The following is a 14,339-nucleotide window of genomic DNA, read 5'->3' as shown; positions in this document are numbered from 1 at the left end:
GGAACGTCTGGCCACCGCCCGCCAATACGCGGACCAGGGCTACGGCGCCACCGGGAAGTCCCTGCGGGTGCTGACCGCGGAGGCCGACGGTGGCCGCACGGATTCGGTAAGAGTCCCGGTGTCCATCGGTGTGCGGCCGCTGTGAGCCGGCCCGAAGCCGGCTGAAAGGCGCGCCCACCGTCCAGGAGAAAGGAGAAGTCCCTTATGGATTCAGCTTGCGCAGAGAGATGGACGATCGTGGTCCCGTACAAGGGTGGCCTCGCAGCCAAAAGCAGGCTTGGCCACGCTGCGGGGGGCGTCGCAGGCCTCCGGCCCAGAATGCGTCACCGTCTGGCCTTGGCCTTCCTGCGTGACACTGTCGCGGCAGCCGCGGCTGTCCCTGGCGTTGCGGACATCATCGTCGTCTCCTCCGACCCGGTACTGCTGACCACTATCCCGGACATCATTCTCCTGGCCGATCCGGGACAGGGGCTGAACATTGCCGCTACGGCGGGCATCGACAGGGCGAGATCGCTGAACCCCCGCCGCCCGGTCGCCGTCCTGACCGGCGACCTTCCCTGCCTTGACTCCCGGGACCTGGCCGCAGCACTCAGTTTGGCTGCGAAGCACCCGCTCTCCGTGGTGCCCGATATCCACGGCTCGGGAAGCACCATGATCTGTGCCCTCCCCGGAACAGCGGTAAGGCCGCAGTTCGGCCTGGACTCGTTCCTGGCACACGTCCGGGCCGGACATACTGTTCTGCCCATCCCGGCAGTCTCCACACTGCGTCGGGACGTTGACTCTGTCGAAGACCTCCACCAGTCGCTGCGACGAGGCGTGGGCAAATACACCCGGTCTGCAGTACTCCAGCCATGGGCCTGGCCCCGGCTGGAGCGCCTGGACGATCCAGGCGGACCGCAGTCACCGCTCGGTGCAGCCGGTCGGAGAGCCCGGCATTAGGACTATGCCCAGCAGGGCTTCGGGGTAGGGCCGGGTCCGCGGGCACAGACCTGCGGTACGGCACACGAGATGGAAGGACGCGGGTCATTGACTTCCCCGTCCGCGGCCGACCTGCTGTGCATGGTGGTTAGGTAGTTACCTGGGGGCCATCCTTATGGCGCCATCCAGCCGGATGGTCTCGCCGTTTAGCATAGGATTCTCCACTATGTGCCGGACGAGTGCTGCGTATTCCCCAGGGCGCCCCAGCCGCGACGGATGGGGAACTTGGGTTCCCAGAGAATTCCTGGCTTCTTCCGGTAGTCCGGCCATCATTGGAGTTTCGAAGATTCCCGGCGCAATAGCCATCACCCGGATGTAACTGCTCGCGAATTCACGTGCCGCGGGCAAGGTTAGCCCCGCCACTGCCGCTTTGGATGCTGCATAGGCAGGCTGGCCGATTTGACCGTCGAATGCGGCCACCGAAGCAGTATTGATAACCACTCCTCGTTCCTCGCCAACGGGCTCCAGCGCTTGCATGGCTTCCGTGGCGAGCCGAAGCACGTTGAATGTTCCGCTGAGGTTGATCCGTATGACCCGGTCAAAATCGGCGAGTGGCAGCGGACCTGACCGGCCGATGATCTTTCCGGGTGTGGCAACGCCGGCACAGTTGACCGCGATTCTGAGCGGGCCGAAGGTACTGGCTCTTTTCACAACCTCCGCGATCTGGTCGGGGTCTGTGACATCGGCTGCTACAAACGTCGCACCAGCACCGAGCTGCGCGGCCTGCCGCTCACCGTCCGACTGCTGCAGGTCAACAAGTATTACCTTTGCCCCGGCTTGGTGCAAAAGTGTGGCGGTGGCCAGGCCCAGCCCGGACGCCCCGCCTGTAACCAGCGCAACTGAGCCTGGTATTTCCATGATCTGGACCCTCTCGATAGTGGTTTTCTTGGCCCCGAATCGCCCCTGGCGTTGGCTGCGCTAACGCTGCCGGGCGCTGACCGCTTCGATCAGTTGGGGCACTACGGTGAAAATGTCCCCGACGACACCGAAGTCGGCCACCTCAAAGATGGGGGCGGTGGCATCATTGTTGACCGCCACGATCGTCTTGGAGTTTTGCATTCCTGCCCGGTGCTGGATGGCACCGGAGATGCCCACCGCCAGATACAGATTGGGCGAGACGGTGATGCCGGTCTGACCGACCTGCATGTTCTGGGTGCAGAATCCCGCGTCTACGGCGGCGCGGGAGGCACCAACGGCCGCGCCAAGGGCATCGGCAAGCTGTTCGACCAGGACGAAGTTCTGGGCGGAGCCCAGGCCTCGTCCACCGGACACGACGATGTCTGCTGCCTGCAGGGCCGGACGGGTGGAGACGGTCCCTCGTTCGTGGCGGTCACTGATCCTGGCAGTGGCGGTCGCACCGATGCTGACCGTCAGCGGGATTACCTTCGCCTCCACAGCTGGGGTGGTCAACTCCCCGGCGTTTGGCCGCAGGGAGATCACAGGGATCCCCCGGGCAGCCACGGACCTGACGGTGTAGGCTCCTCCGAAGGCCTGCTGGGTTGCAATCACGCCCTCGGTCGTTGTCTCTAATCCCACGACGTCGTTGAGCAGTGCCGCACCGATCCGGACGGCCAGCCTTGCCGCTGTTTCCCGGCTGTCGATCGAATTGCCGACCAGTACCGCAGACACACCACCGGAGGCGGAAACGGCGGATTCCAGGGCTGCGATCTGGGGTGTCACCAAGAGCGAGTCGGCATCGTCGATATCGGCCACGTACACTGTGGCTGCACCTAGATTGGCAAGATCGGCGGGCAATCCTTCCCCGGTGCCAGTCTGGCGGACCAGGACGGCTGCCGGCTCGCCGAGCTGCGCGGCGGCCGCGAGCAGCTCTGCGACGTTGCTTTTCAGTTTCCCCTGCTGGTGTTCTGCAAGGACCAGTACTTGAGACATATTATCCTTCCTAGATTCCAGGGCTAGATCAATTTGGCTTTGGCGAGGAAATCGGCGATCTGGGACCCGGCGGTCCCGTCATCGACGACTATTGTTCCGGCGGCACGCTCGGGCCGTGTCCTGACTTCCCTGACCTTGGACCACGAATTTTCGGCACCTGTCTCCCCGGCCGGCAGCTTCAGATCAGACAGGGTGAGTGTTTCAAACGGCTTCTTCTTGGCGGCCATGATTCCCCTGAAATTCGGGAAGCGCGGTTCGGCCACCTGCTCGGTGACCGAGACGACGGCTGGCAGGGGGGCATTGACTTCCATGTAGCCGTCCTCAGTCACCCGTTCACCCGAGACGATTCCGCCGCTGACCGTGAGGGAACGCAGGTAAGTCACCTGGGCCACCCCCAGTCGTTCCGCGAGCATCGCCGGCACGGCCGCGGTGCGGCCGTCGGTGGACTCGTTGCCGGCAACTATGAGCCCAAAATCCCGGTCTCTGAGCATCGCAGCGAGGACGGACGAGGTCTGCAACGAATCGGAACCAGCCAGGCCATCGTCGCTGATGTGCACCGCCGAATCAGCGCCCATGGCCAGAGCCTTCCGCAACGCCTCCGCGGCACGCGGTGGGCCCATGGTGATGACCGTGACTTTGCTGCCGCCGTCCTTCTCTTTGATCTGAAGGGCGGCCTCGACGGCCCGTTCGTTGATCTCATCAATCACCGGATCGCTTGCGGCACGGTCCACCGTTCCGCTGCCCTGACCCATCTTGCGGTCGCCGTACGTGTCCGGAACCTGTTTGATCAGCACTGCAATTTTCATTTGGGTTTCCTTTGATATGTGCGTTGCTGCCCTTGCAATGCGAACTTTGATCACGGGCGAGGGCTCTTCTCTTGTGCAGAGGGGCCTGACTTCAGCGGATGTCTCGATTTGTCATTTCCCCGACCGCCTTGGTCGCTGCTTCGCACGCTTCCAACAGGCGGTAGATGTACTCTTCAACGGTGGCGCGAGCTGCGGGCCCGCCCCGAGTCCCCCACAGCGTGAGGGCGAATGCCACCCGGCCTCGGGCGTCGAATACCGGGGCCGAAACGGAGCGGAGCTCGAATCCCTCAAGTCCGTCGAGGGATTCGGGGTTGTACCAGGCCTCCGCCCCGCGGGCCGGGGAAACTCCATCCGGTGCCGGGCTCTTGCGGACAAGAGAAACGGCGACTCCTCGATCCCGGACGCGGTCCGGTATCTGGCGGTATTCCTCGATCTGCTCGGGCGTGGCGGACTGACCTGAGTTTTCGATCCATCGCTCCCGCAGTGCCGGCTCGCCCCAGGCGGCGTACACAGTCCCGAGTGGAGCCCTGAACCGTTCACGCTGGCCAACCTGTCGAGGGACGATCTGATGCCTGGCCCGGCCAGCCGCGGCAGCGAGCACCAACTCATCGTTCAGCAAGGTCGTGACGGTGACTTCGCTGTCAAAGTGATGGGCCAGCTCATCCATGTGCGGTCGCGCGAAGTCAATGAGCCTCAGCTGGTCAAGCAGATCGATATCCCGCGCTGCCAGGGACAACGGGCGGAAGGAACCGTAGCCGCCACGGAAGAACAGGAGCGGGTATGACGCGTTTTCAACAGCTAGGTCCTGGACACGACCGATGACAATATTGTGGTCGCCGACGTCATGGACTGCCTCAATCGTGCAGTCGATGTATGCGACCGAATCCACGATGAGCGGGCTTCCTTGGGGGGATTTCCTCCAAGCGATGTCCGCGAATTTGTTTTCCTTGCGAACCGCCACGGATCTGCAGATGTTTTCCTGGTCAGCCCCGAGGAGGTTGACGCAGAACCTATCGCCGGAGTCCTGTAGCGCCCGCCAGGAAGTCGAGTTCTTGTCGGGCATGAAAGCGACCAGCGGTGGGTCCAGGGACACCGAACTGAACGATCCCACCGTCATACCTATGGGCTCGCCGCTCCGGCTCACCGCCGTCACAATTGCGACACCGGTCGGGTATTGGCCCAGGACCTGACGGAAGTGGATGGGGTCCAGTTCAACATTCATTGCTGCCTCGATTCGGTGTTAACCGGTCAAAGATTGGCGGGTGACTGCATCCGCTGTCACACCAGCGGCGAGACTCATCGGAAGGCTGGCAGGCCGGTCAATGCCTGGCCGATGATGAGGGTGTGCACCTCGCTTGTGCCCTCATAGGTCAATACGGATTCCAGGTTGTTAGCATGGCGCATTACCGGGTACTCCAAAGAGATGCCGTTGGCGCCGAGGATCGTCCTGCACTCGCGTGCAATGCGGATCGCTTCCCGCACATTGTTGAGTTTCCCCAAACTCACCTGGTCCGGCTCCAAGGCGTGGGTCTCTTTCAGCCTTCCAAGATGAAGGGCAAGCAGCATGCCTTTACCCAGCTCGAGCGCCATGTTCGCCAGTTTCTCCTGCGTCAGCTGGAAGCCCGCCAGCGGCTTGTCGAACACGTCGCGGTCGAGCGCGTAGGCGGTGGCAACCTCAAGGCAATCACGCGCGGCGCCCAGGGAGCCGAAGACAATGCCGAATCTCGCCTCACTGAGGCATCCGAGCGGCGCGCGGAGTCCCAGCGCTTCCGGCAGCATCGCGGAAGCCGGGAGCCTGACGGACTCCAGAACCAGCTCCGACGTGACGCTGGCCCGAAGCGAGAGCTTGTGCTTGATCTCGGGAGCGGAGAACCCCGGGGTGTTGGTCGGGACCAGGAAACCACGTACGCCGACGTCGGTGCGTGCCCAAATGACTGCAACATCCGCTATCGAGCCGTTTGTGATCCACATCTTGGCGCCGTTGATGATCCAGTCCTCACCATCCCGCTTGGCGAAGGTCCGCATTCCCGACGGATTCGACCCCCGGTCGGGTTCCGTCAGGCCGAAGCAGCCGATAGCTTCACCAGCAGCCATGCTGGGAAGCCATTCCTGCTTCTGTTCCTCGCTCCCGTAAGCCCAGATCGCATACATCGCCAGGCTCCCCTGGACCGAGACCAACGACCGGATCCCCGAGTCGGCCGCCTCCAGCTCCATGCATGTGAGCCCGTAGGCAGTGGCACTCATCCCGGCACAGCCATAACCTTCCAGATGCATTCCCAGCACCCCCAGGCCGCCAAGCTCCAGCGCCAGTTCCTTGGCCGGCAGAGCTCCGGCTTCGAACCATCCGGCCAGCTGGGGGCGGATCCGGTCGGCGCAGAACCGATTGATGACCGCTTGGATCGAGAGTTCCTCCTCCGAAAGCAGCTGATCAATTCTGAAAAGTTCGAGTGCGGTTCGCGGCTTCGTGATTGACGCCATGGGTCTCCTTCATAGTCCTAGTCTGAGTTTCGAGTAGTTCCGTCGGCGGTCATTTCGGGCCGGACGCTGCCATGGGCCTCGCCCCGCATCAATCAGAGCCGGCGGGGCCGGATAGCTTGGCACGGCCATGGTCAATAACAACCGTCCCGTCACTGCGAAGCGTGCGGAAGAGGACGTCCTCGTTGTCCTTCCAGATGTGAACCGTCAGGGCGTCGCCGGGCCAGACGGGAGATGAGAAACGGCCTCCCATGGAGGTGAGCCGGCGCGAATCTCCATCGGCCACTGTAGCCACGAGCGCGCGGCACGAGAACCCGAAAGTACACATCCCATGGAGAATGGGAAGGTCGAACCCGCCCTGCGCAGCAAATTTCGGGTCCGAGTGCAACGGATTGCGGTCGCCGTTGAGACGGTACAGAAGCGCCTGCTCAGGACGGGTCGGCATGAGCAGCTCGTAATCAGGCTTCGATTGGGGGGCCTCCCAGGTGACGGCAGTCCCCCGCTCACCTCCGAAATTGCCTTCGCCACGAATGAAACTTGCGGATCGTGCGGTTAGCAGCGGCTCGCCTGTTCCGGCATCCATTGATGTCGTCTCGGTCCATACGAGCGCCCCGCTGCCCTTATCGTGGATCGCGCTAACTTTCGCGGTCACCGAAGCGGCGCCCGTCGCAGTCAGCGGCCGATGCAACTCGAAGTGCTGTTCGGCGTGCACCAGCTTGGACCGGTCAAAGTCGCCGATGTCAGGCCTGAGGACCTGCTGCCCCATGACCACGCCAAAGGATGGAAGGACCCGCTGCGGCAGGCCGTCACTGTTTTCTGTGGTCATCGAAAGCTCGGAGACGGGATCCTGCCCGGCTCCGACAGACACCGCATACAGCAAAGTGTCCCGCTCGGTCCACTGGAGTGTGTGCGGCCCGTTCTCACGGCCGACGGATTGGAGATTTAGCGCCATGATCGTCCCGTCCGGTTCAGCTTTGGGGAAGTCGCGGGTTTGTGTATGCCCCGGCCAACAGCTTCGGCACGACTTCCCCGACTTCTTGGACCGTGAAGATATGTGAACGCTCCTCGGAAGGGCCGGGCCGCCATCCTTCGAGGACGGTGACGGTTCCGCCCGTCACTCCCAGAACCTGTCCGGTGACATCGCCGGCTGCGTCAGATCCCAGCCAGACGACGAAGGGCGCTATGGCAGCCGGATCGAATGGGTCGAAGTCACCCTCAGGCTCATCAATCAGCCCGGCTGTCATCCGTGTCCGGGCGCCTGGCGAGATGGCGTTGACCTTGATCCCGTAGCGGTGCAGTTCCATGGCCGTGATGATGGTGAAGGAGGCGATTCCTGCTTTTGCAGCCCCATAGTTCGACTGTCCGGTGTTTCCGAACAGCCCCGAAGTCGAAGTGGTATTGATGATCCTCGCGGGAACGGGCCGCCCCTCCTTATGCAAGGAGCGCCAGTATCGGCTCGCGAAGTGGGTGGGTGCGAAGGTCCCCTTCAGATGCACCCGGATGACGTCGTCCCATTCGGACTCGGCCATGTTGGCGACTGTGCGATCACGGACGATGCCTGCATTGTTCACCAGCACGTTGAGTTCACCGAAGTGGCCAATAGCTCCTTTGACCATCGCCTCGGCGCCGGCCATGTCGGAGACGTCATTGTGGTCCGAGACAGCCTCGCCGCCGAGATTGATAATCTCTTCGACGACGGCGTCTGCCGCTGACGCGGAGTCGTTGGAGCCATCGAGTTGCACACCCCGGTCGTTGACAACGACTTTAGCGCCCTGCCGGGCGAACTCCAGTGCGTGGTGCCGCCCGATCCCGCCACCGGCACCTGTGACAATCACGACGCGGCCGTCGCAGACGAGGTCTTTCATGTTTGGCCTTCTTTCGGGTAGCCCAATACTGGTCAATTCGAGACGGCAGCGGGAGTTCCGAGAATGAGTACTCCCGCGCTCATGAACATCCCCCCGTTGCCAAGCACAGCGCTCACGTTGACGCCGGGCACTTGAGCCGATGCCTGCCCGCGCAATTGACGAACCGACTCCTGGATAGCGAACATTCCGTACATGCCGGTGTGGGTGTAGGACAACCCCCCGCCGTTGGTGTTCATTGGCAGTTGCCCGCCCGGCGCAGTGTTGCCATCTTCGATGAATGCGGGCGCTTCTCCGCGCCCGACGAAGCCAAGATCCTCCAGGCCATAGATCGGTACGTGCGCGAAGGCGTCGTAGATCATTAGATGGTCGACCTCGTTTCGGTCGACCCCTGCCTCTGCGAATGCCCGGTCCCCGGCTGCGCGGAAGGCCTTTGACGAGGTGACGTCTTCCATCATGGACACCATGGCCGACTCGCTGGACTCTCCTGCGCCGAGGATGACGACGGGATCGTGCGCCAGGTCCAGGCTGATTGCTCGCTCCAGCGAAGTAAGTACGACGGCGGCACCGCCGTCGGTGACCAGGCAGCACTCCAGGAGGTGGATCGGGTAGGCCACCATGCGGGACGAAAGTACATCGTCGACCGTGATGGGGTCCTGGAGCTTCGCCCGCGGATTCATGGCTGCCCATTGACGCTGCACGACCGGGACCATCGCAAGCTGCTCGGGCGTCATTCCATAGGTCTTCATGTAGCGAAGGAGCCCGATAGGGAAGGTCGTCGGCGGACCCATCACCCCGTACGGCACCTCGAACTGTCCACGCATCGATTGCGGGGCCGGCGCCCAGGGCTGCATTCCGACACGCGAGCGGCCTGACTCACCGTGGGTGATGAGCACGGTTGTGCACAGCCCCGCAGCAATCGCTGCAGCGGCGTGGCGCACGTGGAGCATGAACGATGCCCCTCCCACGTGGGTACCGTCGAGGTAGGCGGGCGTGATTCCCAGGTACTCCGCGACCTCGACAGGCGACTCCCCTGCGCAAGCGATGCCATCAACATCGTGGATGGTCAACCCGGCGTCGCGCAATGCCCGGAGGCCAGCCTCAGCGTGGAGCTGCATCGCGGATTGATCGGGAATCTTGCCGAGCCGTGCCGTCTCCGCAGCACCAACGATTGCAACTTTTCCTTTGATCGTCACGCGGCTTCACCCGCCGGAGCGAACTTCGGAACAGCGACGTCACCGTGCTTGTCAAAGACAACCTCAAGGGGCATGTCCAGCACCAGATGCTCCGGGGTTTGGGGAACACCTACGATGTTCGTCATCATTCGCGGCCCTTCCTCGAGCTCGACGATCGCGATGGAGTACGGGCTCTCCTCCTCGAAGCCTGGGGCCGGGCGGGTGTTGATCAGATATGAGTGCAACCGTGCGCGTCCCGAGCAGAGCACCCATTCCAAGTCCTCTGACGAGCACTTCGGGCACCAGCTTCGGGGGTAGAAAAAGAGCTCTCCACAAGTGCGGCACTTCGGCAGCCTCAACTCACCTCTGGCGGTGGCATCAAAGAACGGTTGCGTGTCTGGGGTAGGTTCAGGGCTCGTCTTCTCGGTCATGTCTACCAGCCCAGCTGCTTGGCCAAGCGTTCACGGTGCACGTCGGCGTTACCGAACAGCAGTTCCGAGGCTTTCGCACGCTTGAAGTAGAGGTGGGCGTCGTGCTCCCAGGTGAACCCGATCCCGCCATGGATCTGAATCGACTCCGCCGCGATGGCAAAGTACGCGTCCGAGCAGACTGCCTTCGCCACTGCTGCAGCGGCGGTCCTGTCAGCGGCATCGTCGGAGACGGCCCGGGCAGCGTAGAGCGCCGCTGAGCGGGCGGCTTCGAGCTGGAGCAGCATGTCGGCTGCCTTGAACTTGATCGCCTGGAAGCTACCGATAGCCGTTCCGAACTGCTCACGGATCTTGGCGTACTCGACCGCCATCTCAAGTGATCGGGCCGCACCGCCAACCTGTTCGGCGGCCAAAGCTGACAGCGCCACATCCAGCAGTTGAGCAAGGATTTCGCGCGTGCGGGCTCCTGTGGCCAGGACAGTTCCGGAGGCCCCGTTGAAGATCACCGTGGCCAAAGGCCTGGTCTGGTCGAGCACCGGGAGGTCGACCACCGCCGTGCCCGGCTCCCGGGCATCCACGGCAAGGAGCATCTCGCCCTCGTCGCTGTCCGCCAATACGATGATCAGTTCCGCCGCTGCTCCATCGGTCACGAAGCTCTTGGCGCCGTAGAGGCTGCGCCCGCCATCTTCCACCCGCGCTTTAGTGGTAATCGTGCTGGCTGACCAGTCGCCGTCGGCCTCGACGAGCGCCACTGTGCCGATGACGTCGCCGCTGGCAATGCCCGGGAGCCAGCGGGCACGCGCAGCTTCATCGTCACCGAGCTGCAGCGCGGTGGCCGCGAGAATGACCGTCGAGAAGTATGGCGAGCGGTGGACGACCCTGCCCATCTCTTCCATCACGACGGACTGCTCCATGAAGCCGAACGCTGATCCGCCGTACTCGTCCGGGATCGCCATTCCGTGGAGGCCGAGTTCCTGGGCCATCGTCTTCCACTGGGGTACGTCATATGCGCCTGTCGAGTCGGCCAACAAATGACGCTTGGCGGCGTTTGTCTCGCTGTCAAGAAATTTACGGATGGAACCCCGCAGCTCTTCGTGCTCAGAGGTGTAGCTCAATGCCATGCGATTCTCCTTATTCCACGCTTTGGGTTGCTTCGTCGGCCCACAAGATCAATGCGTCAAGCGCCTCAACAGTCTGGTGGTCCGCGCGCAGGGGGTTGACTTCTATGGACTGGAAATCTCCACCGAGCGCGGCCGCTACATCGGCGAGCGACAGGACTGCATCTGTCAGCTGCGCGAGGTCGACCGGGGCCTCGCCCCGGGCACCGTGGAGTAGCGCTGCCCCCCGCAGCGCTGACAGCATCTCGGTAACCTCGGAACGGGTGACAGGGAGCGGTTTGAGGACGACGTCTTTTAGGATCTCGACCAGAACGCCCCCGAGTCCGAGGACGAGGATGGGCCCCCAAACGGGATCGCGGTTGATCCCGACCACCAGTTCGACTCCGCCGTGCCGCATTGGCGAGACGAGGACGCCGTCGACTTGTGCATCCGGCAGTGCCGCCGATACCCGGCCCACCATGCCTTCGTACGCTTCCTTGACAGCGTCCGCCCCCTGAATGTTGAGGGCCACACCACCAATGTCCGATTTGTGGAGGATGTCCGGCGAGCAGACCTTCAGGGCGACGGCCCCGGATAGCCCGGTGGCAGCCGCCACGGCCTCGCCGACCGTCGTGGCAAGTGTTTGTCGGATCGTCGGAACCCCGCCGCTGGCCAAGAGCCAAAGCGCGTCAAATTCCGAGAACCTGGCGCCTTTGTCGTACGGCCCCAGTGTCACCGCGGCCCGGCTATCTTCCCTGCGCGATATGAGAGCCTGGCGGCGGGCAGACCATCGCATCGCATGCGCCAGGGAAGTAAGCCCGATTTCCACTCCGGCCAGCCTGTTCAGCCCTTCCACGGCGAGGATATCCCTTCCGAGATCAGACACCGGTGCCGCCACCTCGTCCTGAAGCAGGACAGGAAGCTTTGCAGACCGGACGACTTTGGCGATCTCGCTGAAGTGCCTCCGGGCAGCATCCGGATCCGGAGTATTGTCGGGCGGGATCACGACTGCCTGAAAAAGCACTGCATCCACGTCCTCGGCACCGCTTGCAAGAAAGGCTTTCAACGCGTTCACCGGCAGCAGCGGGTCGACGGTCGCGAAGCCGGTGACGTCAAGCGGGTTCTGCGCGTGAGAAATGTCCGGGAGCACGGCCGAGAGCGCGGTCAGACTCCTTTCCGAGAACTCAGGGAGCTCTATCCGCAGTTCGGAAGCCTTTTCCGCCACCAATTCACAGGCCCCGCCCGAAGCACCGATCACGGCGATCCGATTGCCGCGCGGGCGGATGCCGCGTGCCAGGAGATCGGTAGTGGCGACCAGGCCCTCGATCGAGGAAACTTCGATCACCCCAAGAGACTCAAGGACCGCAGAGGTGACGGCTGAGTCTGCTGCCAGCGCGCCCGTGTGCGCCAGTGCGGCACGCTTCGCGACGTCGCTTCGGCCAACCGTCAGCGCCACGATCGGCTTGTCCAGCTCGACGGCGCGAGCAGCCAGGCTCCGGAATGCCCCAGGATCCCGGATTGTCTCGAGGAACAGGCCAATGGCGCCGGTCCTGTCGTCTTCGAGGAGTCCGCGTGCGATGTCGGCTGCCGTGAGCGCCGCTTCGTTTCCGCTGCAGGCCACCATCCCCACTCCTACACCCCACGCGTCCGCAAGGCTGAGGACCGGCTTGACGAGGCCGCCGGACTGCAGGACGAATGATGCAGGGCCCGCCTGCGGAAACCGGGGCAGAGAGAGCCCGAACGGCACGACCCGGTCGTTCACATTGATGAAGCCGTTGCCGTTAGGGCCCAGGAGCGCCAAGCCGGCATCGGCTGCGGCCGCGACCACAGCCGACTGGTGCAGGATCCCGTCCTGGCTCTCGCCGAAACCTGCGGTCAGCACGATGGCGGCGCGTGCGCCGGCTGCAGCTGCCTGCTGGAGGATCCCCGGCACGGTCTCCCGCGGAGTCATGACGTACACCAGGTCGACAGGTGCGCCGATGTCGGCGAGCGACGCGTAAGCCCGGACACCGTGAACCGTCCCGCCTTTCGGGCTCACGCAGTACACGGAGACGTCGGGCGAGTATAGACGAAGGTTCTCGAACGTCTGCGTGGACCAGCGGGAGCGGTCAGTTGCCCCTACGAGGGCCACCGACCGCGGCTGAAACAGCCTGCCGGCCAGCGAAGCGGGATCTATGTCCGGAACGGTGTCGATCACGTTCGTCATATGCCGGCCCGCGCGGGCTTTTCGCGGGGAAGGCCAAGGACTCTCTCCGCGATGATCCGGCGCTGAACTTCACTCGTTCCCGCGAAGATCGTTTCCGCACGACTGGACAAAAAGGCCTTCTGCCAACGGTCCACCTTGTAACCGTTCCCTTCGGGGCGGACCAAGGCGTCCGCGCCCTGAAGATCCATGGCAATCTCGCCCAGGCGGCGGTGGTACTCGCTCCAGACAATCTTCGTCAGCGAAGCCTCGGGACCCAGTTCCTCACCGCTGGCGAGCTTGGCCAGGACGCGCTCCCCCGTGGCCTTCATGACGTGCACCTGGCAGAATGCCCAGGCAAGCTCTTGCCGTACCTGCGGATCAGCAAGCCGGTTCAGTTCCCGGCCCCGCCTGACCAGTTCATCGAGCTCCTGCTCGTACTGGAGATGCTGCACGGCCGCGACCGCGCCTCGTTCACTGCCGAGCGTCGTCATCGCGGCCTTCCACCCGCCGCCGAGACCACCGATCACATTCTTCAGGGGTGCTCGTGCTCCTTCGATGAATTCCTGGCAGAAGGCGTTGTCCCCCGCCATCGTGATGATTTCGCTGATGGTGATCCCGTTGTCCTTCATCGGGACAATGACGAATGAGATTCCCTCATGCTTCGGGACGCTGGAGTCGGTTCGGCACAACAGGAACATCACGTTGGCGAGATGCGCCCTCGAAGTCCAGATCTTCTCCCCGGTAATGACGATCTCATCGCCCTCGACAACCCCCCGGGTGGCCACTGCGGCCAGGTCAGAGCCTGCACCAGACTCGGAAAACCCTTGGCAATATCGATCTTCACCGCTGATGATCCGGGGAAGAAGACGAGACCGCTGCTCCGGGGTTCCATGCGCGATTATTGAAGGCCCGCAGAGCCGCTCGCCCATGCCGCGCGTCAACCGGGGCATGCCGACCGCTGCCAGTTCTTCCGCCAGGACAGCCATCTGAAGCTCATTAAAGCCGCGGCCGCCGAATTCCTCGGGCCAATGCGGGCAGACCAAGCCCGCTTCCAAAGACGCCTTTTCGTAGGCAAGGAAAGCCGCGTGCTTTGGATTGTCAGGGTTTCCCCAGATCTCCCGCTCCACGTCCATGTCGTCCATGCCGACCAGATCGGGCTGCAGGTTTTGGCTGATCCACTGCCCGATCTCAGATCGTAACTTCTCACTTGACTGACCTGCACGACTCACAACGAACTCCCTTTCGCGTCGGGGTGTTACCCGGGTGCGTGATATGACTTTGCGGTTAACATCGAGTTGGGTCCGGCCTTTTTCAGACGATACCATCCAGTCGGTATGTAAACAAGGGTCCGCGTTGACTCGTAGAAAACCTCCGCGTAGCCGGATACGTTGCCTCATTTGAAAACCTCCGCGTAGCGGCGTGGTTTCCGGCGGGGGCAGCGGA

The 14,339-nt window shown here is 63.2% G+C and carries 13 protein-coding genes; 1 reads left to right on the top strand and 12 read right to left on the bottom strand.

The annotated features are described in order from the left end of the window. Nucleotides 1-204 precede the first annotated feature (204 nt). Complete coding sequence (gene cofC / locus J2X01_RS21410) at nucleotides 205-939, top strand: 2-phospho-L-lactate guanylyltransferase (RefSeq protein WP_310062404.1); 735 nt, start codon at nucleotides 205-207, stop codon at nucleotides 937-939. A 135-nt stretch (nucleotides 940-1,074) separates the two neighbouring features. Here the strand turns inward: cofC and J2X01_RS21405 are convergent, their stop codons facing one another. From J2X01_RS21405 to J2X01_RS21350, 12 genes are all read right to left on the bottom strand, one after another. After that, entirely contained in the window at nucleotides 1,075-1,836 is a 762-nt protein-coding gene (locus tag J2X01_RS21405) for an SDR family NAD(P)-dependent oxidoreductase (protein WP_310062402.1), read from the bottom strand. Nucleotides 1,837-1,896: 60 nt separating this feature from the next. After that, on the bottom strand, nucleotides 1,897-2,868 hold the full coding sequence (locus tag J2X01_RS21400) for an electron transfer flavoprotein subunit alpha/FixB family protein (RefSeq protein ID WP_310062399.1): 972 nt from the start codon (nucleotides 2,866-2,868) through the stop codon (nucleotides 1,897-1,899). Between the two features lie 23 nt (nucleotides 2,869-2,891). Further along, nucleotides 2,892-3,674: an electron transfer flavoprotein subunit beta/FixA family protein gene (locus J2X01_RS21395; RefSeq protein ID WP_310062396.1), complete on the bottom strand. Its 783-nt coding sequence runs from the start codon at nucleotides 3,672-3,674 to the stop codon at nucleotides 2,892-2,894. Between the two features lie 91 nt (nucleotides 3,675-3,765). Continuing rightward, on the bottom strand, nucleotides 3,766-4,896 hold the full coding sequence (locus J2X01_RS21390; protein ID WP_310062393.1) for a flavin reductase: 1,131 nt from the start codon (nucleotides 4,894-4,896) through the stop codon (nucleotides 3,766-3,768). 74 nt (nucleotides 4,897-4,970) lie between these two features. Further along, on the bottom strand, nucleotides 4,971-6,152 hold the full coding sequence (locus J2X01_RS21385) for an acyl-CoA dehydrogenase family protein (RefSeq protein WP_310062388.1): 1,182 nt from the start codon (nucleotides 6,150-6,152) through the stop codon (nucleotides 4,971-4,973). Nucleotides 6,153-6,240: 88 nt separating this feature from the next. Beyond that, nucleotides 6,241-7,101: a MaoC/PaaZ C-terminal domain-containing protein gene (locus tag J2X01_RS21380; protein ID WP_310062385.1), complete on the bottom strand. Its 861-nt coding sequence runs from the start codon at nucleotides 7,099-7,101 to the stop codon at nucleotides 6,241-6,243. A 16-nt stretch (nucleotides 7,102-7,117) separates the two neighbouring features. Further along, the gene (locus tag J2X01_RS21375; RefSeq protein ID WP_310062382.1) at nucleotides 7,118-8,014 is read right to left on the bottom strand and encodes an SDR family oxidoreductase; all 897 of its coding nucleotides are present in this window, start codon (nucleotides 8,012-8,014) and stop codon (nucleotides 7,118-7,120) included. 32 nt (nucleotides 8,015-8,046) lie between these two features. Then, nucleotides 8,047-9,207: a thiolase C-terminal domain-containing protein gene (locus tag J2X01_RS21370; protein ID WP_310062379.1), complete on the bottom strand. Its 1,161-nt coding sequence runs from the start codon at nucleotides 9,205-9,207 to the stop codon at nucleotides 8,047-8,049. Continuing rightward, complete coding sequence (locus J2X01_RS21365; RefSeq protein ID WP_310062376.1) at nucleotides 9,204-9,617, bottom strand: Zn-ribbon domain-containing OB-fold protein; 414 nt, start codon at nucleotides 9,615-9,617, stop codon at nucleotides 9,204-9,206. The genes J2X01_RS21370 and J2X01_RS21365 overlap by 4 nt, the downstream gene beginning before the upstream one ends. 2 nt (nucleotides 9,618-9,619) lie before the next feature. Continuing rightward, nucleotides 9,620-10,735 carry an acyl-CoA dehydrogenase family protein gene (locus J2X01_RS21360; RefSeq protein WP_310062373.1) on the bottom strand — a complete coding sequence of 372 codons (1,116 nt, stop codon included), beginning with the start codon at nucleotides 10,733-10,735 and terminating at the stop codon, nucleotides 9,620-9,622. Nucleotides 10,736-10,745: 10 nt separating this feature from the next. Then, a complete protein-coding gene (locus tag J2X01_RS21355) occupies nucleotides 10,746-12,917 on the bottom strand; it encodes an acetate--CoA ligase family protein (RefSeq protein WP_310062370.1) in 2,172 nt (723 codons plus the stop codon). After that, nucleotides 12,914-14,125, bottom strand: coding sequence for an acyl-CoA dehydrogenase family protein (locus J2X01_RS21350; RefSeq protein ID WP_310062367.1), 1,212 nt, complete (start codon nucleotides 14,123-14,125; stop codon nucleotides 12,914-12,916). Before J2X01_RS21350 ends, J2X01_RS21355 begins: the two co-directional genes overlap by 4 nt. Between the last annotated feature and the right edge of the window lie 214 nt (nucleotides 14,126-14,339).

Source organism: Arthrobacter ginsengisoli (genome assembly GCF_031456935.1).
Taxonomy (GTDB): Bacteria; Actinomycetota; Actinomycetes; order Actinomycetales; family Micrococcaceae; genus Arthrobacter; species Arthrobacter ginsengisoli.
This window is presented reverse-complemented; position numbering and strand designations above follow the sequence as displayed.

Bases quoted from the DNA above. Each gene is read 5' to 3' on its own strand.
- J2X01_RS21380 (WP_310062385.1), bottom strand. From the start codon at position 7,101: ATGGCGCTAAATCTCCAATCCGTCGGCCGTGAGAACGGGCCGCACACA.
- J2X01_RS21365 (WP_310062376.1), bottom strand. From the start codon at position 9,617: ATGACCGAGAAGACGAGCCCTGAACCTACCCCAGACACGCAACCGTTC.
- J2X01_RS21405 (WP_310062402.1), bottom strand. From the start codon at position 1,836: ATGGAAATACCAGGCTCAGTTGCGCTGGTTACAGGCGGGGCGTCCGGG.
- J2X01_RS21395 (WP_310062396.1), bottom strand. From the start codon at position 3,674: ATGAAAATTGCAGTGCTGATCAAACAGGTTCCGGACACGTACGGCGAC.
- J2X01_RS21385 (WP_310062388.1), bottom strand. From the start codon at position 6,152: ATGGCGTCAATCACGAAGCCGCGAACCGCACTCGAACTTTTCAGAATT.
- J2X01_RS21360 (WP_310062373.1), bottom strand. From the start codon at position 10,735: ATGGCATTGAGCTACACCTCTGAGCACGAAGAGCTGCGGGGTTCCATC.
- J2X01_RS21355 (WP_310062370.1), bottom strand. From the start codon at position 12,917: ATGACGAACGTGATCGACACCGTTCCGGACATAGATCCCGCTTCGCTG.
- J2X01_RS21400 (WP_310062399.1), bottom strand. From the start codon at position 2,868: ATGTCTCAAGTACTGGTCCTTGCAGAACACCAGCAGGGGAAACTGAAA.
- cofC (WP_310062404.1), top strand. From the start codon at position 205: ATGGATTCAGCTTGCGCAGAGAGATGGACGATCGTGGTCCCGTACAAG.
- J2X01_RS21375 (WP_310062382.1), bottom strand. From the start codon at position 8,014: ATGAAAGACCTCGTCTGCGACGGCCGCGTCGTGATTGTCACAGGTGCC.
- J2X01_RS21390 (WP_310062393.1), bottom strand. From the start codon at position 4,896: ATGAATGTTGAACTGGACCCCATCCACTTCCGTCAGGTCCTGGGCCAA.